This is a genomic window from Novosphingobium nitrogenifigens DSM 19370 (assembly GCF_000192575.1).
Taxonomy (GTDB): domain Bacteria; phylum Pseudomonadota; class Alphaproteobacteria; order Sphingomonadales; family Sphingomonadaceae; genus Novosphingobium; species Novosphingobium nitrogenifigens.
This window is the reverse complement of sequence record NZ_GL876934.1, coordinates 314393-338657: the sequence shown is the minus strand read 5'-3', so window position 1 is coordinate 338657 and position 24265 is coordinate 314393. Positions and strand designations below refer to the sequence as shown.

Annotated in this window: 24 protein-coding genes and 1 tRNA gene; 20 read left to right on the top strand and 5 right to left on the bottom strand. The window is 64.2% G+C overall.

Translation table 11 applies throughout. From position 1 onward, the window contains the following. Positions 1 to 34: 34 nt before the first annotated feature. The 20 genes from tsf to Y88_RS15655 all read left to right on the top strand — a co-directional run bounded on the left by tsf (position 35) and on the right by Y88_RS15655 (position 18568). Positions 35 to 961 (top strand): translation elongation factor Ts, encoded by a 927-nt coding sequence (gene tsf / locus Y88_RS15745; RefSeq protein WP_008071007.1) that lies wholly within the window; start codon positions 35 to 37, stop codon positions 959 to 961. A gap of 183 nt (positions 962 to 1144) precedes the next feature. Next, positions 1145 to 1867: a UMP kinase gene (gene pyrH / locus Y88_RS15740; protein WP_008071002.1), complete on the top strand. Its 723-nt coding sequence runs from the start codon at positions 1145 to 1147 to the stop codon at positions 1865 to 1867. A 3-nt stretch (positions 1868 to 1870) separates the two neighbouring features. Continuing rightward, the gene (gene frr / locus Y88_RS15735; protein WP_008071001.1) at positions 1871 to 2428 is read left to right on the top strand and encodes a ribosome recycling factor; all 558 of its coding nucleotides are present in this window, start codon (positions 1871 to 1873) and stop codon (positions 2426 to 2428) included. Next, complete coding sequence (uppS, locus tag Y88_RS15730; protein WP_008071000.1) at positions 2425 to 3132, top strand: polyprenyl diphosphate synthase; 708 nt, start codon at positions 2425 to 2427, stop codon at positions 3130 to 3132. Before frr ends, uppS begins: the two co-directional genes overlap by 4 nt. Next, positions 3122 to 3805, top strand: a complete 684-nt coding sequence (locus Y88_RS15725; RefSeq protein ID WP_008070999.1) for a phosphatidate cytidylyltransferase — start codon at positions 3122 to 3124, stop codon at positions 3803 to 3805. Before uppS ends, Y88_RS15725 begins: the two co-directional genes overlap by 11 nt. A gap of 15 nt (positions 3806 to 3820) precedes the next feature. Beyond that, a complete protein-coding gene (locus Y88_RS15720; protein ID WP_008070998.1) occupies positions 3821 to 4978 on the top strand; it encodes a 1-deoxy-D-xylulose-5-phosphate reductoisomerase in 1158 nt (385 codons plus the stop codon). A gap of 38 nt (positions 4979 to 5016) precedes the next feature. Further along, positions 5017 to 6099 carry an RIP metalloprotease RseP gene (rseP, locus tag Y88_RS15715; protein ID WP_008070997.1) on the top strand — a complete coding sequence of 361 codons (1083 nt, stop codon included), beginning with the start codon at positions 5017 to 5019 and terminating at the stop codon, positions 6097 to 6099. 268 nt (positions 6100 to 6367) lie between these two features. Continuing rightward, positions 6368 to 9376: an outer membrane protein assembly factor BamA gene (gene bamA, locus Y88_RS15710; RefSeq protein ID WP_232281119.1), complete on the top strand. Its 3009-nt coding sequence runs from the start codon at positions 6368 to 6370 to the stop codon at positions 9374 to 9376. Next, positions 9376 to 10056, top strand: coding sequence for an OmpH family outer membrane protein (locus Y88_RS15705; protein ID WP_008070992.1), 681 nt, complete (start codon positions 9376 to 9378; stop codon positions 10054 to 10056). Before bamA ends, Y88_RS15705 begins: the two co-directional genes overlap by 1 nt. A gap of 24 nt (positions 10057 to 10080) precedes the next feature. Then, positions 10081 to 10551, top strand: coding sequence for a 3-hydroxyacyl-ACP dehydratase FabZ (fabZ, locus tag Y88_RS15700; RefSeq protein WP_008070991.1), 471 nt, complete (start codon positions 10081 to 10083; stop codon positions 10549 to 10551). Between the two features lie 137 nt (positions 10552 to 10688). Beyond that, positions 10689 to 10919, top strand: coding sequence for a 50S ribosomal protein L31 (gene rpmE, locus Y88_RS15695; RefSeq protein ID WP_008070990.1), 231 nt, complete (start codon positions 10689 to 10691; stop codon positions 10917 to 10919). 196 nt (positions 10920 to 11115) lie between these two features. Then, positions 11116 to 11192 (top strand) — tRNA-His (locus Y88_RS15690). A 197-nt stretch (positions 11193 to 11389) separates the two neighbouring features. After that, on the top strand, positions 11390 to 12118 hold the full coding sequence (gene ccmC, locus Y88_RS15685) for a heme ABC transporter permease CcmC (RefSeq protein WP_008070989.1): 729 nt from the start codon (positions 11390 to 11392) through the stop codon (positions 12116 to 12118). A gap of 61 nt (positions 12119 to 12179) precedes the next feature. Further along, entirely contained in the window at positions 12180 to 12320 is a 141-nt protein-coding gene (locus Y88_RS19420; protein WP_008070988.1) for a hypothetical protein, read from the top strand. Then, a complete protein-coding gene (gene ccmE / locus Y88_RS15680) occupies positions 12317 to 12775 on the top strand; it encodes a cytochrome c maturation protein CcmE (protein ID WP_008070987.1) in 459 nt (152 codons plus the stop codon). The genes Y88_RS19420 and ccmE overlap by 4 nt, the downstream gene beginning before the upstream one ends. Beyond that, a complete protein-coding gene (locus Y88_RS15675) occupies positions 12772 to 14736 on the top strand; it encodes a heme lyase CcmF/NrfE family subunit (RefSeq protein ID WP_008070985.1) in 1965 nt (654 codons plus the stop codon). The genes ccmE and Y88_RS15675 overlap by 4 nt, the downstream gene beginning before the upstream one ends. Beyond that, positions 14733 to 15323, top strand: a complete 591-nt coding sequence (locus tag Y88_RS15670) for a DsbE family thiol:disulfide interchange protein (RefSeq protein ID WP_018075853.1) — start codon at positions 14733 to 14735, stop codon at positions 15321 to 15323. The genes Y88_RS15675 and Y88_RS15670 overlap by 4 nt, the downstream gene beginning before the upstream one ends. Beyond that, a complete protein-coding gene (locus Y88_RS15665) occupies positions 15320 to 15757 on the top strand; it encodes a cytochrome c-type biogenesis protein (protein ID WP_008070982.1) in 438 nt (145 codons plus the stop codon). Before Y88_RS15670 ends, Y88_RS15665 begins: the two co-directional genes overlap by 4 nt. Beyond that, the gene (locus tag Y88_RS15660) at positions 15754 to 16452 is read left to right on the top strand and encodes a tetratricopeptide repeat protein (protein WP_008070979.1); all 699 of its coding nucleotides are present in this window, start codon (positions 15754 to 15756) and stop codon (positions 16450 to 16452) included. The genes Y88_RS15665 and Y88_RS15660 overlap by 4 nt, the downstream gene beginning before the upstream one ends. Before the next feature lie 208 nt (positions 16453 to 16660). Further along, positions 16661 to 18568, top strand: a complete 1908-nt coding sequence (locus Y88_RS15655) for a potassium transporter Kup (protein ID WP_408637198.1) — start codon at positions 16661 to 16663, stop codon at positions 18566 to 18568. Positions 18569 to 18609: 41 nt separating this feature from the next. Here the strand turns inward: Y88_RS15655 and Y88_RS15650 are convergent, their stop codons facing one another. The 5 genes from Y88_RS15650 to Y88_RS15630 form a co-directional block, all read right to left on the bottom strand. Further along, positions 18610 to 19278, bottom strand: a complete 669-nt coding sequence (locus tag Y88_RS15650; RefSeq protein ID WP_008070977.1) for an inner membrane-spanning protein YciB — start codon at positions 19276 to 19278, stop codon at positions 18610 to 18612. Beyond that, on the bottom strand, positions 19275 to 20201 hold the full coding sequence (ftsY, locus tag Y88_RS15645) for a signal recognition particle-docking protein FtsY (RefSeq protein WP_008070975.1): 927 nt from the start codon (positions 20199 to 20201) through the stop codon (positions 19275 to 19277). Before ftsY ends, Y88_RS15650 begins: the two co-directional genes overlap by 4 nt. Continuing rightward, on the bottom strand, positions 20198 to 21415 hold the full coding sequence (locus tag Y88_RS15640; protein WP_008070974.1) for a MiaB/RimO family radical SAM methylthiotransferase: 1218 nt from the start codon (positions 21413 to 21415) through the stop codon (positions 20198 to 20200). The genes ftsY and Y88_RS15640 overlap by 4 nt, the downstream gene beginning before the upstream one ends. Then, a complete protein-coding gene (gene dapF / locus Y88_RS15635; RefSeq protein WP_008070973.1) occupies positions 21412 to 22221 on the bottom strand; it encodes a diaminopimelate epimerase in 810 nt (269 codons plus the stop codon). The genes Y88_RS15640 and dapF overlap by 4 nt, the downstream gene beginning before the upstream one ends. Positions 22222 to 22290: 69 nt before the next feature. Then, entirely contained in the window at positions 22291 to 24066 is a 1776-nt protein-coding gene (locus tag Y88_RS15630) for a putative bifunctional diguanylate cyclase/phosphodiesterase (protein ID WP_008070972.1), read from the bottom strand. Positions 24067 to 24265: the final 199 nt, after the last annotated feature.

Below are 24265 nucleotides of genomic sequence, written 5' to 3'. Positions count from 1 at the left end.
CCGCACCTGTTTAGAACGATGAAGGATCACCGCCATGGCCTATACCGCCGCTGACGTGAAGAACCTGCGCGAGCGCACCGGCGCCGGCATGATGGACTGCAAGAAGGCCCTCGACGAAACCGGTGGCGACTTCGAAGCCGCCGTCGACGCGCTGCGCGCCAAGGGTCTTGCCGCCGCTGCCAAGAAGTCGAGCCGCACCGCTGCCGAAGGTCTGGTTGGCGTTGCCGTCGCCGGCACCAAGGGCGTTGCTGTCGAAGTCAATTCGGAAACCGACTTCGTTGCGAAGAACGAACAGTTCCAGGACTTCGTGCGCAATGCGACCCAGGTCGCTCTCGAAACGGCTTCGGCCGACATCGAAGCGCTCAAGGCTGCTGCTTATCCCGAGGGCGGCACCGTTGCCGACAAGCTGACCAACAACGTCGCGACCATCGGTGAAAACCAGCAGCTGCGTCGCCTGAAGCACGTTGCGGTGACCAACGGTCTCGTCGTGCCCTACATGCACAATGCCGCTGCGCCGAACCTCGGCAAGATCGGCGTGCTCGTGGCGCTCGAATCCGAAGCCGGTGCCGACGTGCTCGAACCGCTGGGCAAGCAGATCGCGATGCACATCGCCGCTGCGTTCCCGCTGGCGCTGACCGCCGACGAACTCGACGCCGAACTGATCGCGCGCGAACGCAAGATCGCTGCGGAAAAGGCTGCCGAAAGCGGCAAGCCCGCCGAAGTCCAGGCCAAGATGGTCGATGGCGCGGTGGCCAAGTACGCCAAGGAAAACGCACTGCTGTCGCAGCTGTTCGTCATGGACAACAAGACCCCGATCGCTCAGGTCGTCGAAGCGGCCGGCAAGGCTGCCGGCACCAAGATCGCGCTGGTTGACTATGTCCGCTTCCAGCTCGGTGAAGGCATCGAGAAGGAAGAAACCGACTTCGCGGCCGAAGTGGCTGCTGCTGCCGGTCTGAAGTAAGAAACAGGATCGTGGCGTCGCTTGCGGCGTCCGGCAATTGATCCCCGCGTGCCCGTTCGGCTTGTCCGGCAGGGTGGCGCGGGGATAATTGCGTCCGAAATCCCGTGTCGCACCCTTGGCAGGGGAAACCCTGTGCGTATAAGGGCGCGCCGAAGCGGCCATAAAAACGAGACCGGACATCCCATGACCCTGCCCAAGTTCAAGCGCATTCTCCTCAAGCTTTCGGGCGAGGTGCTGATGGGCAATCAGCCGTTCGGGATCGATACCGATTTCGTCGCCAGTCTTGCTGCTGAAGTGAAGGCAGCCAAGGATACCGGCCTTGAACTGTGCCTCGTCATCGGCGGCGGCAACATTTTCCGTGGCATGGCAGGCGCTGCCAAGGGCATGGACCGTGCGCAGGCCGATTACATGGGCATGCTGGCGACCGTGATGAACGCTCTTGCCATGCAGTCGGCGCTGGAAAAGCTGGGGGTCGATACCCGCGTGCAGTCGGCGGTACAGATGGACGCGGTGTGCGAGCCGGTCATCCGTCGCCGCGCCGAACGCCACCTTGAAAAGGGGCGCGTGGTGATCTTCGCCGCAGGGGTCGGGGCTCCCTATTTCACGACCGATTCCGGCGCGGCTTTGCGTGCGGCCGAAATGCAGTGCGACGCGCTGCTCAAGGGGACCAGTGTCGACGGCGTCTACAACGCCGATCCCAAGCAGGATCCCGCCGCGCGCCGCTATGACGTGATCGATTACGACACTGTGCTCGCCGACAACCTGAAAGTCATGGATGCTTCGGCCGTCGCGCTGTGCCGCGACAACAATATTCCCATCGTCGTGTTCTCGATCCGGGAGAAGGGCAACCTGGCAAGGGTGCTGGCCGGCGAGGGCACGCAGACCACCGTCAGGAAGGATATCTGATCCATGGCCAAGTACGACAAGGCCGATCTCGAGCGACGCATGAAGGGCGCTGTCGATGCGCTACGCCACGACCTTTCGGGGCTTCGCACCGGACGCGCCAATACGGCTCTGCTCGATCCCATCACCGTCGAGATCTATGGCTCGCGCATGCCGCTCAACCAGGTGGCAACCGTGTCGGCGCCCGAACCGCGCCTGCTGTCGGTTCAGGTCTGGGACAAGTCGTCGATCGGCCCCGTGGAAAAGGCGATCCGTTCGGCTGGGCTCGGCCTCAACCCGATCAATGACGGCAACACCCTGCGCTTGCCGATTCCCGACCTCACCGAGGAACGCCGCAAGGAACTGGCCAAGCTTGCCAGCCAGTATGCGGAAAAGGCGCGCATCGCGATCCGCAACGTCCGCCGCGACGGGATGGAAGCGCTGAAGGCCGACGAAGCGAAGAAGGAAATCTCGGAAGACGAGCGCAAGCGCGCCGAAACCGAAGTCCAGAAGCTGACCGACGAGATCATCAAGGCGGCTGATGAAGCGGCGTCGGAAAAGGAAAAGGAAATCCTCGGCAAGTGAGCGCCGTCGCGGCCACAGGCGACGAGCAGGGGCGGGGGCCTCGCCATGTCGCGATCATCATGGATGGCAATGGGCGCTGGGCAAAGCGCCGCCATCTTCCGCGCGTGCTGGGCCACCAGCGCGGCGTGGAAGCGGTGCGGCGTACGGTCCGGGCCGCTGTCGATCTGGGGCTTTCGGCAATCACGCTCTATGCCTTTTCGACCGAGAACTGGCGGCGTCCCGAGGATGAAGTCTCGGCCCTGATGGGGCTGCTCAAGCACTTCATCCTCGCCGACATCGAAGAGTTCGCGCGCAACAACATCCGCCTCAAGGTTATCGGCGACTACAAGGCCTTTGCGCCTGACATCGTCGCCCTGATCGAAGGGGCCTTGCAGCGGACGGCGGGAAACACCGGCCTCACCATGGCCGTGGCTCTCAACTACGGATCGCAGGACGAGATTGTGCGCGCGGCGCGTGCCGCTGCCGCCAAGGGCGAGATCACGACTGCGACGATCGCCGCCGAACTCGACACGGCAGACATGCCCCCGCTTGATCTCATCATCCGGACCTCGGGCGAAGTGCGGCTGTCGAATTTCCTGATGTGGCAGGCCGCCTACGCGGAAATGCTGTTCCTCGACGTGCTGTGGCCCGATTTCGGGCGTGACCATCTCGAAGCCGCGATTGCCGAATATACGCGCCGGGAGCGTCGTTTTGGTGGCTGCTGATCCCAAGGGCGCGGCGCGGAAGTCCGACTTGCCGGTCCGCGCGGCTTCGGCGGCGGTCATGGTAACGCTGGCGGGACTGGCGTTCGGGTTGGGCGGACTGGTGCTCGCCGTGTTCATGGGATTGATCGGGCTTGGCGTCGTCGTCGAATGGGCCTCGCTGGTCCGGCGCTTCGTCGCAGCGCCCCTGCCGCGCGTGATCTGGGTGCTCGCGGGCATCGGTTATGTCGAATTCGGTCTGTGGGCGGGGCTGGTCCGGCTTGCGCCGGTGCCCGGCTTCTGGCCCTTGCCCTGGGTGATCGGCAGCGTGATCGCGGTCGACGTCGGCGCCTATTTTGCCGGGCGCACTTTCGGCGGTCCCAAGATCGCTCCGGCGGTCAGCCCGTCCAAGACCTGGAGCGGCCTTGGCGGCGCGATTGTCGGTGCCAGTGCCGTCTATGGCGCGATGGCCGCCTTTTTTGCGGACGCGTCGGGGATGGGGCCGGGGCGGGCGCTGGCTTGCGGTCTTGCGACGGCTGTCGTCGGTCAGGCCGGCGACTTTTTCGAAAGCTGGATGAAGCGGCGTGCCGGAGTCAAGGACTCGGGCCGGCTCATCCCGGGGCATGGCGGGCTCTTCGACCGGGTCGATGGACTGCTTGCTGTGCTCTTTGTCATTGGCATTGTCTCCCTTGTCTAGGCTATGACCCCCCAAATGATGCGTTCCCTTACCATTCTGGGCGCGACCGGTTCGATCGGCGCGTCCACTCTCGACCTTGTCCGCCGCAACCGCGATGCGTTCCGCGTTGTCGCCTTGACCGGACACAGCAATGTTGCCGCGCTTGCCGAACTGGCCCGTGAATTCGACGCCGAAGTCGCCGTGATCGGCGACGAAGCGCTGCTTCCCGACCTGCGCGAAGCTCTTGCGGGCAGTGGCGTGGAAGCTGCCGGTGGCGCGTCCGCGCTGGTGGAAGCAGGTCATCGTCCCGCCGACATCACCGTCGCCGCGATTGTCGGCTGTGCCGGTCTTGCGCCGACCATGGCCGCGATCGAGCAGGGGCGGACCGTCGCGCTCGCCAACAAGGAATCGCTGGTTTCGGCGGGCGAAGTGATGACCCGGGCGGTCGCACGCCACGGGACCACGCTGCTTCCCATCGATTCCGAGCACAATGCGATCTTCCAGTGTCTGTCGGGCAACAATCCTGCCGATGTGCGCTGGATCACGCTGACCGCGAGCGGCGGACCGTTCCGCGACTGGGCGGCCGATCGTCTTCCCGGTGCTACCCCGGCCGAGGCTGTGCGCCACCCCAACTGGTCGATGGGCGCCAAGATCAGCGTCGATTCGGCAACGATGATGAACAAGGGGCTCGAGTTCATCGAGGCGTTCCACCTGTTCCCCGTCGGCGTTGAGCGGCTGCGCATTCTCGTCCACCCGCAGTCGATCGTCCATTCGATGGTCGAATACCGCGACGGCTCCACGCTCGCCCAGCTCGGGCCCTCGGACATGCGCGTGCCGATCGCCTCGGCGCTGGCCTGGCCTGCGCGCATGGAAACGCCGTGCGATCCGCTCGACCTCGCCGAGATCGGTGAATTGACGTTCCGTCGTCCGGACGAAGTGCGCTTTCCTGCCACCCGCCTTGCCCGTGAAGCGGTCATTGCCGGGGGCGGGGCCGCGGCTGTCCTCAATGCTGCCAACGAGATCGCCGTTGCGGCTTTCCTTTCGGGACAGATTGGGTTCACCAAGATCGTGCAATGCTGCGAGGACGTGCTAGCGTGCGGCCTGCCTACTCCCCCGCAGAACCTCGACGAGGTGATCGCGGTGGACCGGGAAGCGCGCATCAGGGCGCGGGAAGCGATGGAGCCTGTGCGTTGAGCCCGGAGATACACTCCCCCGGATTGCTGATTACTCTCGTGGGCTTTGCCCTCGTGCTTGGCCCGCTCGTGTTCATTCACGAGTTGGGCCATTATCTCGCCGGGCGTCTGTTCGGCGTGCGGGCGGATGTCTTCTCGATCGGTTTTGGCCGCGAATTGCTGGGCTGGACCGATCGGCGCGGGACTCGCTGGAAACTCTCGGTCCTGCCTCTCGGTGGCTATGTGCAGTTCGCCGGAGACGTCAATCCGGCCGGGCAGCCGAGCGCGGAATGGCTCTCGCTGCCGCCCGAGGAACGGGCGAAGACCCTGCTGGGGCGGCCGTTGTGGCAGCGGGCGATCATCGTCCTTGCCGGGCCGCTGATCAATCTGGTTGCGGCGGTGCTCATTCTGGCCGGTTTCGCGATGGCCTACGGCACGCTGGTGGCCCCGCCGGTGATCGGCATGGTGGCCAAGGGGTCGGCGGCCGAGCAGGCCGGGTTGATGCCCGGCGATCGCGTGGTGTCGTTGCTGGGGTCTTCGGTCGACACTTTTCTTCAGATTCGCATGACCGTTTCGCAGCATCCCGGTGAAGTGCTCGACGTCGTTGTCGATCGCGGCGGGCATCGTCTCGACAAGCGGATCACGCCGGTGACCAAGGTGGAAACCGATCAGTTCGGCAACAGCCAGGCGATCGGGTTCCTCGGCATTGCTCCGGCAACGATCGAGCGCCGCCCGGTCGGGCCGCTCGGCGCGCTCGAGGTCGGCGTGCGCCAGACCCGCGACATCATTGCCATGACGGTGACCGGCATTCGCCAGATCGTGGTGGGCAAGCGCGACGTGCGCGAGCTTGGCGGGCCGATCAAGATCGCGAAGTACTCCGGCGAGCAGTTCGTCTCGGGCTGGCAGAGTTTCGTCGGTTTTATCGCCCTTATTTCGATCAATCTGGGTTTTATCAATCTCTTGCCGATCCCGGTGCTTGACGGCGGGCATCTGGCGCTGTTCCTTGCAGAAGCGATCCGGCGCAAGCCGATCAGTCAGCGCGCGCAGGAACTGGCCTTCGGGACCGGACTGGTTCTGGTCGTTGCGTTGATGTTGTTCGTCACGTTCAACGATGCCGGTTCGCTCAAGCTGTTCGGAGGGTAAGGACACCTTCGTCCGTTGAAGGTGTTACGGATACGGACGTCGATGAATGCCGGGTGATGGCGTGAAGTCGTCCGGGCAGGACTCGCTGACCAAGTTTCCTGGGGAATTTGCGGGGTATGACGGTTCGCTGCCGCAAGCTTGCTTGCGCGAAACGCCCGGTTCGGGCACAGGGCAGGCATATTCGGCCAGAGGTCCGGCAGGCCGGGGTGGTAATGGGTGTGGCGGTCGCGGAGAGCGATCGCGCGTTAGGACGGGATGGCGCTTGGTGATGATTGCAGGGAACTCGTGCCGGACCGTGGTCGGCCGCATGCGCGCGGCGACGACGCTTGGCCTGCTGCTGGCGACAAGCTGTCTTGCGGTAATGCCCGATGACGCCGCGGCCGCTCCGTGGAACAAGCGCGAGCTGAGGGCGCGGCAACAGGCCCGCGCGGCTGCCGCCGCTGCTGCGGCTCAGGCGGCTGCGACCGGCACCGCTTCGCCCGACGCGACGCCGTCCGATGCCGCATCGACAGCCGCGACGACCACCGGAACCGCATCGGTAGAGGCTGTGGCAACGCCCGACGCATCTTCGGATCAGGCCGCGTCGGCGAAGAAAGCCAAGGCAGCCAAGGAACGTGCTGCCAAGGATGCTCGGGAAAAGGCTGCCCGGGAAAAGGTGACCAGGGAGAAGATCGCCCGCGATCAGGCCGCGGCGGCAAAGGTTGCGAAGCCGGCTCCGGTCAGACCCGCTCCTCCGGCAAGGCCGGGCGCTCCGCAGGTCGTGCCGATCGCTCTCGATGCCGCGCAAGGGGAAGCGCCCCATGCCGCGCCTGTGCCCACCGAAGGCACCCAGACGGTGCAGTCGATCACGATCGATGGTGCGCAGCGTCTCGAATCGGACACCATTCTCTCCTACATCCGCATGCACGTCGGCGACCGCTATACGCAGGCGTCCGCTGACCAGGTGCTCAAGGATCTTTACGCCACCGAACTGTTCTCGGACGTGCAGTTGCGCAACGACAACGGCGCGGTGGTTATTCAGGTGAAGGAAAACCCGGTCGTCAACCGGATCATCCTTGAAGGCAACAAGCGGTTGAAGGAGGACAAGATCCTTCCCGAAATCAAGCTTGCCGCCCGCCAGATCTTTACGCGTTCGAAAGTGCGCGCCGACGTCACGCGCATCATCGAACTTTACAAGCGGCAGGGACGCTTCGCGGCTTCGGTCGAGCCGAAGATGGTCATGCTCGACCAGAACCGCGTCGACATCGTCTTTGAGATCACCGAAGGGCCCAAGTCCAAGGTGCGCCAGATCAACATCATCGGGAACCACGTGTTTTCCGCAACGCAGTTGCGTACGGAAATGGTGACCAAGCAGTCGCGTTCGTTCCGCCTGTTCTCCTCGGGCACGAGCTATGATCCCGATCGTCTGGCCTTCGACCAGCAGAAGCTGCGTCAGTTCTACCTGACCAACGGCTATGCCGACTTCCGCGTGGTTTCGGCCATCGCCGAACTGACGCCTGACAAGCGCGACTTCATCGTCACGTACGTGGTCGAGGAAGGGAAGCGCTACAAGTTCGGCAACGTGAAGGTCGAAAGCCAGCTGCGCGATTTCGACGGCGAGCAGCTGGCAAAGAAGCTCGCGATCAAGAAGGGTGAGTTCTACAACGCCAAGGCGGTCGAAGACACGGTCGACACTTTGACTGAAACGGCGGGCAGCTTCGGCTACGCTTTCGCCGACGTTCGTCCTGACTTCCAGCGGAACAAGGACGACCTGACCATGTCGGTCACGTTCCGCATCGCCGAAGCCCCGCGCGTCTATGTCGAGCGGATCGACGTCAACGGCAACACGCTGACCGAGGACAAGGTCATCCGCCGCGAATTCCGTCTTTCCGAAGGCGACGCATTCAACTCGTACCAGATCAAGCGTTCGTCGAACCGCATCAAGTCGCTGGGATATTTCCAGGAAAAGTTCGAAGTCGAGCAGAAGCCGGGTTCGGCGCCCGACCGCATCAATCTCGAAGCCAACGTCGAGGAAAAGCCGACCGGGCAGCTCCAGCTTTCGGCCGGTTTCTCGAGCCTTGAAAGCTTCATTTTCCAGGCTTCGATCCAGCAGAACAACTTCCGCGGTCGCGGGCAGACGATCGGGACCAGTCTCGACTATTCGCGCTATACCCGCGCGGTGCAGGTCAGCTTCACCGAGCCCTATCTTGCCGATCGCAACGTGTCGCTGGGCGTCGACGTCTATCGTCGCGATACGTCGAGCTTCAACTACTACAACACCAATCGCAACACGACCTACAAGCAGGCGACGACCGGTTTTCAGGTTCGTGCGGGTGTGCCGTTGACGGAATACAGCTCGTTGATCGGGCGTTACACGTTCAACTATGACGACGTCTCGCTCGACAAGTCGACGTACTACATCAACAATACCTGCTCGATCTATCTGGCAGGCCGTTATCTTTGCGATGCCATCGGTAAGCGAACGAGTTCGATTATCGGTCTGTCCTATGTTTTCGACAACCGCGACAACCGCCTGCGTCCGACCAAGGGCTCGAACTTCATGCTCGGCGGGGATTTCTCGGGGCTGGGCGGGACGACCAAGTACGTTCGCGCGTCGGTCAGCGGCGGGCATTACATGGCGCTTGGCCACGGCTTCATCTTCTCGCTGCGCGGCGAAGGTGGCGCGATCCATGCGCTGGCCAGCCGGTCGAACGATCCGACGGTCGATTCGGTTCGTCTGACCGACCGCTTCTTCCTCGGCGAGCCGCAGATCCGCGGTTTCGACATCCGTGGTGTCGGTCCGCGCGTGCTGCGCAAGTTCTACACCGGGTACAACCCCTCAAGCGGTAACGGCGGGACGCTGACCACCGACCGCAACAGCTGGGTCGATGACGCTATCGGGGGTAAGTACTATTACCTCGGTCACGCCGAAGTCGAAATTCCGCTGGGTTCGGGTGCTCGCGAACTTGGGCTTCGTCCTTCGGTCTTCGTCGATGCCGGTGCTGTGTTCGGAGTTGCTCGTCCGAGCACGTCGGGGACGACGATCCTCTATCTCGATGCCGTGACGGGCAAGTATACGACGAGCGCAAGCGCGTCGAACGGGACGGCCAACTCGATCGCCCAGAAGTTCGAGGAAACCTATGTGGGCGACAGTCCCAAGCCGCGCGTTTCGATCGGTTTCGGGGTGAACTGGAACTCGCCGTTCGGTCCGTTCCGCATCGACGTCGCCAAGGCCCTGACCAAGGTTTACGGCGACGATACCAAGACCTTCAGCTTCAACGTGGGAACTCAGTTCTGATGAAACTTAGCATTGCTTCGGCCGCGCTGGTCGCGGGTCTTTCGCTTGCCGCCATTCCGGCGGTTCACGCCCAGGCGGTCGGCACGGCCGTTGCCGGGCTCGCGGTCGCCAACCCGACGGCGGTCGTCTACAACTCGAACGCGTTCAAGAACGCGGTGCAGTCGCAGATCCCGACCACCTACAAGGCGCAGATCGACCAGTACAATACCCGCAAGGCGCAGATTCAGGCTCAGATTCAGCCGCTGGTCGCCAAGTATGAAGCCGACGCCAAGTCGCCCAAGCCCGATCAGGCTGCCCTGCGCACCCAGGCTGCGCAGATCCAGCAGATCCAGGAAGCGGGCGAACGCGAGCTTCAGCAGATTGGTGAGCCGATCAATCTCGCCCAGCAGTTCGTGACCGAGCAGATCAGTGAAAAGCTCGATGCCGCGACTCAGGCTGCGATGACCAAGCGCAAGGTGACGCTCGTGCTCGACCAGCGCGTCGTGGTGAAGGGCGACGACACCCTTTACAACCTCAACAAGGACATCATCGAGCAGATCAATCTGATCGTGCCGCAGGTCGGCGTGACCCCGCCGGCAGGCTGGCTGCCCCGCGCCCAGCGCGAGCAGCAGGCTCAGGAACAGGCCGCAGCCGCGCAGCAGAGCGCAGCTCCCGCCCGTAAGCAGCCGGAAGGCCGCTGAGGCACTGACGGCGGACTTGCAAGCATGAGCGAGGAAAACCAGAGCCAGTCTGCTCCGATCGCCTTCGACGTGACGCGGGTGATGGCGGCGCTTCCGCACCGCTATCCCCTGCTCTTGGTTGATCGCGTGGCCGAGCTCGTCGTCGGCGAGCGAATCCATGCGGTCAAGGCTGTCAGCATGAATGAACAGTTCTTCCAGGGGCACTTCCCCGGTCGTCCGATCATGCCCGGCGTGCTTCAGATCGAAGCGCTGGCGCAGGCTGCGGGCGTTCTGGCGGTGGAAAGTCTCGGCTTGGCCGGTTCGGGCAAGCTGGTCTATTTCATGGCTATCGAGGACGCGAAGTTCCGCACTCCGGTCGAACCGGGTTGCCTGCTCGATCTCCACGTCACCTTCACGCAAAAGCGCGCGCGGGTGTGCAAGTTCGCCGGCAAGGCGATGCTGGGTGACAAGATCGCGACCGAGTGCAGCTTTACCGCGATGATCGCCGACAGCTGATCGCGCAAAGGCGAACATCCGGGGCCGATGATCGCCATTGCGCAGACTCTTCTCGACATCGGCGCCTCTTTCCGTTAGGGGCGCCGCTTCGAATTTCCTGCTCCCGGTCGGAACCGGGCGCGCCAAGGAGCAGACCCATGAAGGCCAATACGCACCCCGACTATCACTTCATCAACGTCCAGATGACCGACGGTACGGTGTTCCGTACTCGTTCGACCTGGGGCAAGGAAGGCGACACGCTCGCTCTGGACATCGATCCGACCTCGCACCCGGCCTGGACCGGCGGCAACCAGCGTCTGATGGACCAGGGTGGTCGCGTGGCTCAGTTCAACAAGCGCTTCGGTGGCCTCTCCCTCAAGAAGGGCTGAGCGCAGAGCCAGTGCGAACCGGACAAAGGCGGCCTTCGGGTCGCCTTTTTTCGTTGGAAAACAGGCTTTTTTGAACGCTCTTCCGAACAAACTTCGCGTCAGGTGAATTTTTCTCTTTTCAAGGCGCCGCCTTTCTGCAATTGGGGCGCCCCTGTGGTGACGCCATGATCCGAACGGATCGGCATCTTGCCCCATGGCGATTGTAGCTCAGTTGGTTAGAGCGCCGGTTTGTGGTACCGGAGGTCGAGGGTTCGAACCCCTTCAATCGCCCCATTTTCCCTTTCTCAAAGATATGACCCGCTGCTAAGGCAGCGCTCCGTCGATGTGTCGACGCTGCGTTCGGCTAGTGGTCTTTGGTCCGGTTGTCTGTCCGGTCCTGTCTCCGGTAGGTCCGAATCGGCGTCTGCTGTCGCGGCGTCCGGGGCGGGGGTGCCGCCAAGTCACTGCAATCAGGTCATCAAGCGTTTCGCATGCACGGTTTTGCCAATCCTGCCCGTTTCCTGCGCCTGGCGCGCTGGCTGCTTCCGACCTTGCTGGTACCGGGTTTCGTGCTCGCGTTCGGCTCGCTCGCTTGGGGGCTGTTCATGGTGCCGCCCGATCACCTGATGGGGGATACCGTGCGCATCCTGTTCATGCATGTGCCCTGCGTCTGGCTGGGCATGGCAGGCTGGAGCACGATTGCGATCTCGAGCATCGTGGAGCTCGTCTGGCGCCACCCGCTGGCTGGGATTGCCGCACGCGCCGCAGCGGTGCCGGGCGCCGTCTTTACCGCGCTGGGGCTGATCACCGGATCGATCTGGGGGCGTCCGACCTGGGGCACCTGGTGGGTCTGGGACGGGCGTCTGACCAGCTTCCTCGTCCTGCTGTTCCTGTACCTCGGTTATATCGCGCTTGCCGATGCGGCCCAGCGCGATGCGGCGGCCGGTGGCAGCACGAGCCGGGTGACTGCCATTTTCGGGCTTGTCGGGGCGATCAACATTCCGATCATCAATCGTTCGGTGGTGTGGTGGAACAGTCTGCACCAGCCGCCTTCGATCACGCTGGGTCGTTCGACGATCGACGGCACCTATCTCTGGCCGTTGCTGATCGGTGCGCTCGGGTTCTCGCTGATTTTCGGCGGCGTGGTCATTGCCCGCATGCGCATGCTGCTGGCCGACATCCAGACCGAGGCGAGACTGCGCCGCAAGGCAATGGGCTAAGGGAGCGCTCGCCCGGTTCACGCCGGGTGCATCGGGGTTAGAGGATCAGGGCAACAAAGGTATGCACGAAGGACTGAACCAGTGGCAATTCGTCGCGGCGGCGCTGTCGATCGGTGTCGGCGGCACGCTGGCTATGGTCGGATGGTCGCTCGGGGCAATGATTCGCGCTGAAAGGCGGCGTGACAAGGTGCGTGGGAAATGAGTTCTTCGGGATTGAAAGCCAAGCATCAGCGGTTGGTGCTGGTCGTTTTCGCGCTGGTCGCTCTGGTCGGTGCCGGACTTCTGGCTGCCTATGCGCTCAGCCGCCAGGCCAGCTATTTCTATGTGCCGAGTGATCTTCGCGCCAATCCGCCCGAAGCCGGGCGTGCCGTTCGTCTGGGCGGCATGGTGGAGAAGGGCTCCATTCACAAGCAGGCCGACGGCGTGACGATCGATTTCCTCGTCACCGATGGAAAAGCGCAAGTGCCCGTCCGCTTTTCGGGGATCACGCCGGACCTCTTCGTCGAGGGATCGGGCGTCGTTGCCGAAGGGCGGCTCGAAGGGCAGACTTTCGTGGCCGACAACCTGCTGGCCAAGCATGACGAGAAATATGTGCCGCGCGAAATGAAGGACATGAGCATTTCGCAGGCCAAGCAAGTGGTGGCCCAGACCCGATGATTGCCGAAATCGGCCTTGCCGTCCTGTGGATGGCTGCGGCGCTCGCCATGCTGCAACTGATCGCCGGTGGCTTGTCGCTCCGGCCCGAAGGGCGTCAGCTTGCCGCGCTGGTGCGTCCGGTTGCGGTCATGCAGGGCGTGCTCGTGCTGGTGGCCTTTGGCGCGCTGGTCACGTTGTTCGTGACGACCGATCTTTCGGTCAAGCTCGTCGTCGACAACAGCCATTCGGCCAAGCCGTTGATCTTCAAGATCGCCGGGACCTGGGGCAACCATGAAGGTTCGATGCTGCTGTGGGTGACGATCATGGCGGTGGCCGGGGCTTTCGTTGCCCTGATCGAGCGGCGCCTGGAAGAACGCACCCTGATCGCGACGCTCGCCGGGCAGGCGTTCATCAGCCTCGGCTTCTATGCCTTCCTGCTGATCGCCTCGAACCCGTTCGCGCGGCTTCAGGAGCCGGTCGATGATGGGCAGGGGCTCAATCCCCTGCTGCAGGATGTCGGTCTCGCCTTCCACCCGCCTACGCTTTACGTCGGCTATGTCGGGCTCTCGATCGCCTTTTCGTTTGCGGTCGGGGCGCTGGTGACGCGCAACGTCGGGCCTGCCTTCGCCCGGGCGATGCGTCCCTGGGTTCTGGGTGCCTGGATTTTCCTGACGGTCGGGATCACGGCCGGTTCGTACTGGGCCTATTACACGCTGGGCTGGGGCGGATGGTGGTTCTGGGACCCGGTCGAAAATGCTTCTCTGATGCCGTGGTTGGCAGCGACGGCGCTTCTCCATTCGGTCTCGGTTCTGGCCAGTCGCGATGCCTTGCGCGCATGGACGGTCATGCTCGGCGTCGTTGCCTTCTCAATGTCGATGGTGGGGACGTTCCTGGTCCGCTCGGGCATCCTGACCTCGGTCCACGCCTTTGCCGTCGATCCTCAGCGCGGGACGTTCATTCTTGCCCTGCTTGCCATCGACATCGGCAGTGCGCTTGCCCTGTTCGGGGTGCGGGCCTCGACCGTGAGCGAGGGCGCGCGGTTTTCCTTCCTCAGCCGCGAAGCGAGCCTCGTTTTCAACAACGTGATGCTTTGCGGGATTCTCGGCATCGTTCTGGTCGGAACGCTTTATCCGCTGGTGACCGAATCGATGGGGGTGAAGGTTTCGGTCGGTGCGCCCTATTTCAACCCGGTCTCGGCGATCTTTGCCTTTCCCATGCTGCTGGTCATGGCCGTGGGGCCGATGTTGCGCTGGCGGAAGGATCGTCTCGATGGGGAGCGAGCGCGCCGGGTCAGCTTGCCGCTTGCTGCCTGTGGCCTGCTGGCGGTCGTGGTTCTGGTCGGCGTCGAACTGACCGCGCATCGCATTTCGCTTTTGCCCGCGCTCGGGATCGCGATGGCGAGCGGGCTGGTTCCGGCAAGCCTGTTGCCGCTTGTCGGTCGTAACCTGCGCCGGACTCCCTTTGCGGTCTGGGGCATGGTCGTGGCCCATCTCGGGCTGGCGGTCGCCTTGTTCGGCATGGCGAGCGAAAGTGCGTTCACGACCGAACGCCTTGCCGCGCTGTCGATCGGCGAGACGCGCGATGTCGGTCCCTGGCAGGTTCGCCTCGACGGCATGATGCCTGTCGCCGGACCGAACTACACCGCGCTCGAGGCGAGCGTGACCGCGCGCTACGAAGGGGGTGCCCCGATCGTGTTGCACCCCGAAGCGGAAAGTTTTGCCAATCCGCCGGGCACGCGCAACCAGTCCGCCTTGCTCACCCGCTGGAACGGACAGCTTTACACCGTGCTCGGTGAACAGGGCGACGATGGCCGCTGGCAGATGCGCTTCTGGTGGAAGCCTTTCGTGCCCCTGATCTGGGTCGGTGGCCTGATGGTCGCTCTGGGCGGCTTTCTCGCCCTGCTCGGACGGGTTGCCGCCGATGTCCGGCGACTGGTGGCCAAGGACAAGATCGCGTGGCGACGGATGAGGCAGGGACGATGAGCGTGCATGAAAACCGGGTTGGCGAAAACCAGGCTGGCGAAAACCGGGGAGGAGCACGCATGCGTCTGGGCCTGTGGCTGCCGCTGGCGATTTTCGCCGCGTTGATCGCTCTGTTCGTGCATGGTTTGTTGCGTCCGGCCGACACTTCGGTGGCCAGTGCCTTTGTCGGCAATCCGCTGCCCCAGTTCGATCTGCCCGCCGCGAATAGCGAGCGTCCGGGGCTGGCGACGGCCGCGTTCCACTCGGGCAAGCCGCGTCTCCTCAACATCTTTGCCAGCTGGTGCGTTCCCTGCGCCGCCGAATCGCCGCAACTGGCACAACTGGCGCAGAGCGGAGCCGTGATCGAAGGCATCGCCATTCAGGACAAGCCGCAGGACCTGGCTCGCTTCCTTGCCAACAACGGCAATCCCTATGCTGCCATCGGCAAGGATGACGACCGCAAGGTTCAGCTCGAGATCGGCTCGTCGGGCGTGCCCGAGACGTTCATCATCGATGGGCGTGGCGTGATCCGGTATCAGCACATCGGTGACATCCGGCCCGAAGACGTGCCGATGCTGCTTGCTAAGCTCAAGGAGGCCGGGGCGTGAAGCACAAGTCCGCTTTCGCTCTTGCCGCCACTCTGGCGCTTGTGCTGTCGGCGCCGGTCGCTCTTCCCGTGCTCGCACAGGAAGGAGCCCCGTCGGCGCCTTATGCCTATCGCCAGTTGCCTGACCCCGATCAGGAAGCGCGGGCCAAGGCGCTGATGGTCACCTTGCGCTGCGTGATGTGCCAGAGCCAGTCGATCGCCGATTCGGACGCGCCGATCGCTGGTGACATGCGCAGCGAAGTGCGCACGCGCATCGCTGCGGGTGAAGACCCCGAACATATCCGGCAATGGCTGATCCAGCGCTATGGCGACTACGTCAGTTTCACCCCGCAAGTGAAGCCGATCACCTGGCCGCTCTTTGCAGCTCCGGTCGCGATCCTGCTGTTGGCCGGATTGCTCTTGCGCGGCCGTTTCGGAAAGGGAACCCGGACATGACCTGGGTCATCATTCTGGGGATCGCGGGCGCGGTCTTCGCGATCATGGCGAGCGTCCTGCGGATGCCGCGCGCGGGGTGGGAAATCACCGGCGCCGCGTTGCTGTTCGGCATTGCCGGTTACGCACTGCAGGGGCACCCCGACATGCCGGGCGCGCCCAAGGCGGCTGTCGAGAACCAGAAAGTCGCCGACGCGGAACTCATCAAGCAGCGCCAGCAGATGGGCGCGCAGTTCGGCAAGGGGCAGTCCTGGCTGATCGTGTCCGATGCCCTGACGCGGGCGGGCCAGTATCGTGCCGCCGCCGATTTCCTCGGCCGCGCGGTTCAGGACAATCCGCGCGATGCGGATCTGTGGGTCGCGCTCGGCAACGCCCTGATCGGGCATAGCGAGGGCATGATCTCTCCGGCGGCGCAATTCGCGTTCCGTCGTGCGGCACAGATCGACCCGAACCATCCGGGACCACCGTTCTTCATGGGGCTGGCACTGGCGCAATCGGGCAAGCTCAACGAAGCGCGCGACATGTGGGTCGGGCTGTTGCGGCGGGCTCCGGCCGATGCGCCCTATCGTCCCGATCTTGTCGCACGGCTTGCCCGACTCGATCAGATCATCGCGATGAGCAACGGGGGCACGGTTCCCGAAGCGACTCCTTCCGCTACGACACCCCAACCTTTGCCGAAAGCGGCCCCGACGCGCTGATTTTTCACCGGTTTTTTTCAGCGGTGGTTCAGACAAAGGTCCCTAGAACAGCCCCCCTTTTGGCCCCATTGCCGACCCTCTGAGGCGGTGCTAAAGCGCCGCGCCGCAGCCAGCTCGTGCCGGTGCGGCATGTCGAGGCTAGGCCAGGGGCCAAGGTGCCATGAACACAAGCAATGGCGATGGAGTGCCGCAGTCTGCAGGCACCGGGATGGTCGGCTCGACAGACGAGTCGACATCCGGAGACTGTAGTTCCGAGGGTGCCGGTCGACGCGATCTGACCCGGCTTGCGGTCGGGGCGATGGGGGTCGTGTTCGGCGACATCGGGACCAGTCCACTTTACGCCTTGCGCGACACTTTTGCCGGGCGGCACCCTCTGCCGCTCGATTCCCTGCATATCCACGGCATCGTCAGCCTGATGTTCTGGTCGATGCTGATCATGGTCACGTTGAAATACATGATCGTGCTGATGCGGGCCGACAATCGCGGGGAAGGTGGGAGCCTTGCGCTTCTTGCCCTGATCAACCGTGAGGCGACCGAAAAACGCTGGGGCCACGGGGTCATCCTGCTCGGGGTTTTTGCGACAGCGCTGTTCTATGGCGATTCGATGATCACCCCGGCGGTGTCGGTCATGGGCGCGATCGAAGGGGTCGCGGTCTATCGCCCCGAGCTCCATTATGCGGTCATGCCGCTGGTTGTGGCGATCCTCATCGGCCTGTTCCTGTTCCAGGCGCGCGGGACCGAGCGCGTGGCGGCGTTCTTCGGCCCGATCATGCTGTGCTATTTTGCAACGATTGCGGTTCTGGGGCTGGTCAGCGTGATCGGCAATCCCCGCGTGATCGTCGCCTTGTCACCCCATCACGCGGTGGCGATGTTCATGGCCGATCCCTGGCGCGGGTTTCTCGCCATGGGGGCAGCCGTGCTGGCGGTCACCGGCGCAGAGGCGCTCTATGCCGACATGGGGCATTTCGGGCGCATCCCGATCCGCATGTCGTGGCTGACGCTGGTGCTTCCCGCGCTGGTGCTCAACTACCTTGGCCAGGCGGCGCTCCTGCTGCGCAATCCGGCGGCTCTGGAAAGCCCGTTCTACCTCTTGGCGCCGCACTGGTTCCAGTGGCCCTTGCTGATCCTTGCCAGCCTTGCCGCGATCATCGCCTCGCAGGCGGTGATCTCGGGGGCCTTTTCGGTCACGCAACAGGCGATCCAGCTCGGCTTCATTCCCCGCCTTGCCATCCGTCATACCAGCAAGGCAGCAGGGCAGATCTATATCCCCTCGGTCAATCAGGCGCTGATGATCGCAGTCATCATCCTGGTTCTGGTGTTCCAGCGGTCGACCAACCTCACGGCAACTTATGGCGTGGCGGTCACCGGGGCCATGCTGATCGACAATCTCCTGCTCGCGGTCGTGCTGTTCCGTCTGTGGCACTGGAACCCGGTTCCGGCGGCAGCGTTGCTTGCCCTGTTCTTTGCGGTCGACGCGCTCTATCTCGGTGCGAACCTCACCAAGGTGCCCGACGGGGGGTGGGTGCCGCTGTTGATGGGGGGTGTGATCTTCGTCCTGCTCACCACCTGGTCGCGCGGTCGCCAGCTTCTGCGCAAGCACATGGCCGCCACCGGCATTCCGCTCGAAGTCTTCACCAAGTCTGCGCACAGCAGCGCGACGCGCGTGCCCGGCACGGCGGTATTCATGGCTTCGGCAACGGCAGGCGTGCCTTCGGCGCTGCTTCACAACATGAAGCATAACAAGGTGCTGCACGAGCGCGTCGTGCTGATGACCGTGCAGATCGAGGATACGCCGGTCGTCGATCCGGCAAGTCGCGCGGTCGTGCGCGATTTCGGCAACGGCTTTTACCGGATGACGCTGCGCTTCGGTTTCCTTGAAGGGACCGATGTTCCGGCTGCCTTGCGCGAAGTCGCGCTGGGCGGGCAGCCGTTCGACATGATGCGGACCAGCTTTTTCCTGTCACGCCAGACTTTGCTGCCGTCGGACAAGCCGGCCATGGCACAGTGGCGGGAGCGGTTGTTCGCGTGGATGCTGCGCAATTCGGCAAGCGCGATGGAATTCTTCCGCCTGCCGACCAATCGTGTGGTCGAGCTGGGCAGCCAGATCCGGATGTGATCGCGATGTCCGGACGGGGCGGCCCGTCCGGATGCGTCTGATCAGTCGTGCGGCGTGGTCGTTTCCGCGTTTTCGGTGGCCTTCTCGCCCAGGCCGTGGCGCAGCAGCATGGGGATCTGCGCAAAGGTGAACAGGAACGAGAGCGCGCTCACGCCCCAGACCTTGATCGTGAGCCAGGTCTCGAAGCCGCCGTTATCCTTGTTGTAAAGGTGGCGGAGCACTTCGTTGAGCACGGCAAGGACGAGGAAGAACCAGGCCCAGTTGCGCGACAGCTTGAGCCAGCCTTTTTCGTCGAGCCCGTCGAACGCCGATTGCAGCAGATCGCGCAGCATCGGGCGTCCACGGGCAAGACCGGCGAAGAGAATCCCGGCAAAGAGCACATAGACGACGGTGGGCTTGATCTGGATCCAGGTGGGATCGCCCAGGAACACGGTCAGCGCGCCGAACCCCATGATGAGCGTCGAGGACAGCCACAGCATCGGCGAAATCCGGCCCAGCCGCCATTTCGACACGACGAGGGCAATGACGGTCGCGATCATGAACGTGACCGTGCTCTTGGTCACAGCGACCGCCGCGCCCAATCCCGCATCGCCCCCGCCCTTGGGGCTGAAATGACGATAGGCGAGGAAGAAGACCAGCAGCGGGCCATAATCGACCAGCAGATTGATCCACGACGAGCCCGCCTTGGCCTTGGTTTCGGGCGTGCTCACCGGAACACCCCGGCAATGACCTTGGCGACAAGGTCGGGGTCGAAGGGGCGCAAGTCGTCGATCTTTTCGCCGACGCCGATGGCATGGATCGGCAGCCCGTATTGTTCGGCAGCGGCGACCAGGACCCCGCCGCGCGCGGTGCCGTCGAGCTTGGTCATGACCAGCCCGGTCACGCCTGCCACTTCGCGGAAGATCTCGATCTGCTGGAGCGCGTTCTGCCCATTGGTGGCGTCGAGAACGAGGACGACGTCATGCGGCGCCTCGGGATTGAGGCGGCCGAGGACGCGGCGGATCTTGGCCAGTTCGTCCATCAGCTCGCGCTTGTTCTGCAGCCGCCCGGCGGTATCGACGATCAGGACGTCGGTGCCCGCATCGGTTGCCTGCTTCACCGCGTCGAACACGATTGAGGCCGGGTCGCCCCCTTCCGCGCCGCTGACGATGGGAACGCCGAGCCGTTCGGCCCAGACGCGCAGCTGGCCGATCGCGGCCGCACGGAACGTGTCGCCCGCCGCCAGCATGACGCTGTAGTCGAGTTCCTGGAACAAGTGGGCGAGCTTGGCGATGGTGGTCGTCTTGCCCGATCCGTTGACGCCGATCACCAGAATGACCTGTGGGCGGGGGAAGGCGACGATGTCGAGCGGGCGAGCCACCGGACGCAGGATCGCGGCGATTTCCTCGGCGACAGCTTCGCGCAGGGTCGCTTCGTCGAGACCCTTTTCGAAGCGGCCGGAGGCGAGGCGCTCGCGGATGCGGGCGGCCGCGCGCGGGCCGAGATCGGACGCGATCAGTGCGTCCTCGATGTCGTCGAGTTGTTCGTCGCTCAGTCGGTTTGCACCGACCAATCCGGCCAGATTGCCGGAGAGCCGCTCCTGCGTCTTGCGCAGGCCGCCCAGCAGCCGGTCGCTCCAGGTATCGCTACTCATGCCAGCAGTCCTTCGCTGATCGTCGTCGGGGTAAGGGTGACAAGCGCGCCCGGTGCCGTGCCGGGGGGCAGGCGATAGGGCGCGAATTCGGGGGAATGGCCGGTGCCGTCGCGTTCGGCAAGCACTTCGCGCGGTCGCCCGATCAGGCCGTGCAGCCAGGCCGCGCGTTCGGCGGCGACGGCCTCGCGCAGTTGGGCCGCACGCTCGCGGACTTGCGCGGGATCGACGGCGGGCATCCGCGTTGCCGGAGTGCCGGGGCGGGGAGAATAGGGAAAGATGTGGCCATGAACGATGCCCGCTGCTGCAATCAGGCTGAGATTGTTCGCGTGCATGGCTTCGGTCTCGGTCGGGAAACCGGCAATGATGTCGGCGCCGATCGCGATGTCGGGACGATAGAGGCGCAGCCGTTCGATCAGGAAGAGTGCCTGCCCACGACTATGGCGGCGCTTCATCCGCTTGAGCACCATGTCGTCGCCCGATTGCAGCGAGAGGTGGATATGGGGCATCACCCGAGGCTCGCCGGTCAGGATCTCGAACAGGCGGTCGTCGATCTCGACGCCGTCGAGCGAGGACAGGCGCAGGCGGGGCAGGTCGGGGAAGTGGGCAAGGATTGCGCCGACCAGATCGCCGAGCCGGGGCATGCCGCCCTCGGGCTTTGGCGCAAGGTCTGCGCCCCAGCCGGTCACATCGACACCGGTCAGCACGATTTCGTTGACGCCGAGCGCGAGGTGGGCCTCGATCGCGCGCAGCACCCGGGCGACCGGGGTGGACACGCTGTGGCCACGCCCGAGCGGGATGATGCAGAACGTGCAGGCGTGGTCGCAACCGGTTTGGACCGGGACGAACGCGCGGGTGTGTCGGTCCGACAGGCGTGCGGACGGGCTTTCGGATACAGGGGCGTGCTCATCCGTGCGCCAGCTTGCCGGGGCAAGCTTGTCCGGGTTGGCGACGACGGCATCGACTTCGGCCATGGCCGAAAAGATGTCGGGCGTGATCGTCGCGGCACAGCCGGTGACGACCAGCCGGGCGTCGGGATGGGCACGGCGCAGGCGGCGGATCGCGCGGCGCGACTGGCGCACCGCTTCGGCTGTCACTGCGCAGGAATTGACGACGACGGTACGCTCGGGCGCTGCGGCCAGCATGGCGCGGATCGCGTCGCTTTCGGCAAGGTTCAGCCGGCAACCGAGCGTGACGACGTCGTCGCGCGTGGTCATGCCGGGTAATCGCTTGTCCCGAAGCTGCCCTCGAAACTGGTGGTGGCGGGACCGGTCATGATGATTTCGTCCGCATCGGTCCATTCGATGACGAGCGGACCGCCCGGCAGCGTCACGGTGACGCGCCGCCCGGTCAGCTTGCGGCGCATGGCCGCGATTGCGGAGGCACAGGCGCCGGTGCCGCAGGCGCGGGTGAGGCCCGCCGCGCGTTCCCACACGCGCAAGTCGAGTGCGTCGGGGCCGGTGAGCGTCGCGACGTTGACGTTGATCCGGCGGGGGAACAGCGGGTCGTTCTCGATCAGCGGGCCGAGGCGGGCAAGATCGACGGAATGGGTGTCGGGTACGAAGAAGATGACGTGCGGATTGCCGACATTGACCGCGACCGGCTCGACCAGGTCTTCCCAGCCGACCGGCATGGTCAGCGTGTCCATGGGATAGGCGAGCGGGATTTCGTCCCAGCCGAATCTGGGGCGGCCCATGGCGACGCTGATCCCGGTGTCACTGGTGCTGGCCGCGATGATGCCGCCCAGCGTCTCGATGCGCTTGTCGCCGCCCAGATAGAGGCCGACGGCCCGGCTGGCATTGCCGCAAGCCTCGACTTCGCCGCCGTCCGGATTGAAGATCCGCATGCGCACGTCCGCCGTTTCGGACGGTTCGAGCAGGATGAGCTGGTCACAGCCGATGCCGGTGTGCCGGTCGGCGAGTGCGGCGGCGCGGCGCGCGCTCATCTCCACGGCGCGCTCGCGCGCGTCGATCACGACGAAATCGTTGCCCAGGCCATGCATCTTGCGAAAAGGAATGCGCATGGCGCGCGATCTAGGGTCTCGGGCGCGAAACCTCAACACTCTTGGCGGTCCGAAAGACGGACACGCGGGTTACGCGGTGCGGCGGCAGTTGTTTTCGTCGGCATCGGTTCCAGGGACATCGGGGGCGGGTTTGTCCTCGCGATCGTGGAGCAGACCATAAATCGCCAGTTCGCGGCGCAACTCGGCGCCATTGAGCAGCGGGCCGAAGACTTTGCCCTGGCCTCGGGAAAAACCGTGTCCGCGCAATTTCGTCAGCATTTCGGGCGTGTCGATGCCCTGCATCGTGATCGGCAGGGAAAGATTGTGTCCGACCGAGCCGATCGCGCCGAGAATCGTTTCGACATCCTCGTCGCGGTCGATCCCGACGATGCAGGCCGGATCGATCTTGATCCGGTCGAGCGGCAAGGCACGTAACTGGGCAAGGCTGGAATAAAGTGTGCCGAAGTCGTCGAGGCTGAGGCGCACGCCCTGATTGTGCAGCGAGATGAACAGCGAGCGCAGCAGGGCGAAATCCTGATCGAGGCAGCCGTGGACGATTTCCACTTCGAGCCGTCCCGGTGCGATGCGGGCTTCCATCAGCATCTTGAGCAGTTTCTGGGCGAACCAGGGATCGCGCAAGTCGCCGGGCGAGACGTTGACGGCAAGCGTCAGGTGCGGCGCCCAGGTCGCCATGTCTGCAAAGGCGTTGCGGATCAGGCTTTCCCAGACGTGGCCCATGATGCCGATGTTCTCGGCCAGGGGAACAAAGACGTCGGCCGTGACTGGACCGCGCGATGGGGACAGCCAGCGACCGTGCATTTCCAGCCCGACGATCGCGCCAGAGGTCAGGTCGATCTGGAACTCGTAGCAAGGGACGAATTCGTTGCGCTCGATGCCTTCGCGAATCTCCTGCTCGAGCCGGCAGCGTTGCAGCATTTCCCGCTCCATTGCCGGAGTGAACCGGCAATAGTGGCCGCGCCCTTCCTTCTTGGCCTGATACATGGCGATGTCGGCCTGTTTCAGAAGGTCGTTCGCCGTGGACGAGAGGTCGTCGCGATGCGGCGTACATGCGACGGCACTGCCGATCGAGGCGGTCAGCGCCACGGTGTGGCCGTCATGACGGATCGGTTCGACCAGGGCCTTGCTGATGCGGGTCGAAATGAGGTCGATCTCGCCGGAGGGATCCGCGCCGCTCATGAGCGGGACGAGTGCTGTGAATTCGTCGCCTCCGAAGCGGGCCAGGGCGCTGCCTTGGGGAAGGCCGGTATCGATCCGGCGCGCCGTTTCCGACAGGATCGCATCGCCGACCTTGTGTCCGTGAACGTCGTTGGCCTGCTTGAACCGATCAAGGTCGATGAGAAGTCCGGCAAGGTTGCCGCCCAGTTCGACGTGGCGGCTCAGCGTCGTGGCGAGAGCCGCGTCGAGGCCCCGGCGGTTGAGGCAGCCGGTCAGCGGATCGGTTTCGGCAAGGCGAAGCGCCGTCGTTTCGGCCTTGCGCCGGATGAGCACTTCGCGATGGAGGTCCGCGTACCGGCGCCAGCCAAAGATGATCAGCGCGATATTGAGCAGGACCGCATTGGTCAGCACCGGATCGGGATGGCCTTCGCCGTAGAGAAAATGGCGGGCGAGTCGGGTGAGGACAGTCGAGCCCGAGCTGATGAAGAGCATGACGGCAGCCACGAGTATGCCCAGCGAAATGGGATCGTGGGAATATTCGCCGGTCGTGTTTCGTTGTCCTGCGAAAATCGGCATGGTCAATGGCAGGGGAGGCGCAGCCTCGATCGTCGGTCCCTGACGCGGTCCGGTCCGGTGTGTCCCTTCGATGCCCGCGCGCGCCCGGTTATCCTGAAAATCTTGCCGTGCCATCGCGACTGGCTCGCTCCTCCCTGAATTTCCCGTCACGGGACTGTCTGCCGTCGTGGAAATCCGTCGACCCGAGGGTGCAGCTTAAGCAGGATCGCTGAATTATGGGTTAAGGTTGTGTTTGCACTCCCGCGCTTGCAAAAATGGGGCTCCAGGGGTAAGGGGCCGCACTGGAACAGCCGATTGGGGCTGTTGCACGAGA

What these genes read in the sequence shown, in the direction of transcription:
- bamA (WP_232281119.1), top strand. Translation starts at nt 6,368, where the DNA reads ATGATTGCAGGGAACTCGTGCCGGACCGTGGTCGGCCGCATGCGCGCG.
- Y88_RS15670 (WP_018075853.1), top strand. Translation starts at nt 14,733, where the DNA reads ATGAGCGTGCATGAAAACCGGGTTGGCGAAAACCAGGCTGGCGAAAAC.
- Y88_RS15640 (WP_008070974.1), bottom strand. Translation starts at nt 21,415, where the DNA reads ATGACCACGCGCGACGACGTCGTCACGCTCGGTTGCCGGCTGAACCTT.
- Y88_RS15675 (WP_008070985.1), top strand. Translation starts at nt 12,772, where the DNA reads ATGATTGCCGAAATCGGCCTTGCCGTCCTGTGGATGGCTGCGGCGCTC.
- ccmC (WP_008070989.1), top strand. Translation starts at nt 11,390, where the DNA reads ATGCACGGTTTTGCCAATCCTGCCCGTTTCCTGCGCCTGGCGCGCTGG.
- Y88_RS15705 (WP_008070992.1), top strand. Translation starts at nt 9,376, where the DNA reads ATGAAACTTAGCATTGCTTCGGCCGCGCTGGTCGCGGGTCTTTCGCTT.
- fabZ (WP_008070991.1), top strand. Translation starts at nt 10,081, where the DNA reads ATGAGCGAGGAAAACCAGAGCCAGTCTGCTCCGATCGCCTTCGACGTG.
- rpmE (WP_008070990.1), top strand. Translation starts at nt 10,689, where the DNA reads ATGAAGGCCAATACGCACCCCGACTATCACTTCATCAACGTCCAGATG.
- ccmE (WP_008070987.1), top strand. Translation starts at nt 12,317, where the DNA reads ATGAGTTCTTCGGGATTGAAAGCCAAGCATCAGCGGTTGGTGCTGGTC.
- Y88_RS15660 (WP_008070979.1), top strand. Translation starts at nt 15,754, where the DNA reads ATGACCTGGGTCATCATTCTGGGGATCGCGGGCGCGGTCTTCGCGATC.
- dapF (WP_008070973.1), bottom strand. Translation starts at nt 22,221, where the DNA reads ATGCGCATTCCTTTTCGCAAGATGCATGGCCTGGGCAACGATTTCGTC.
- Y88_RS15630 (WP_008070972.1), bottom strand. Translation starts at nt 24,066, where the DNA reads ATGGCACGGCAAGATTTTCAGGATAACCGGGCGCGCGCGGGCATCGAA.
- Y88_RS19420 (WP_008070988.1), top strand. Translation starts at nt 12,180, where the DNA reads ATGCACGAAGGACTGAACCAGTGGCAATTCGTCGCGGCGGCGCTGTCG.
- pyrH (WP_008071002.1), top strand. Translation starts at nt 1,145, where the DNA reads ATGACCCTGCCCAAGTTCAAGCGCATTCTCCTCAAGCTTTCGGGCGAG.
- Y88_RS15720 (WP_008070998.1), top strand. Translation starts at nt 3,821, where the DNA reads ATGATGCGTTCCCTTACCATTCTGGGCGCGACCGGTTCGATCGGCGCG.
- tsf (WP_008071007.1), top strand. Translation starts at nt 35, where the DNA reads ATGGCCTATACCGCCGCTGACGTGAAGAACCTGCGCGAGCGCACCGGC.
- Y88_RS15655 (WP_408637198.1), top strand. Translation starts at nt 16,661, where the DNA reads ATGGTCGGCTCGACAGACGAGTCGACATCCGGAGACTGTAGTTCCGAG.
- frr (WP_008071001.1), top strand. Translation starts at nt 1,871, where the DNA reads ATGGCCAAGTACGACAAGGCCGATCTCGAGCGACGCATGAAGGGCGCT.
- ftsY (WP_008070975.1), bottom strand. Translation starts at nt 20,201, where the DNA reads ATGAGTAGCGATACCTGGAGCGACCGGCTGCTGGGCGGCCTGCGCAAG.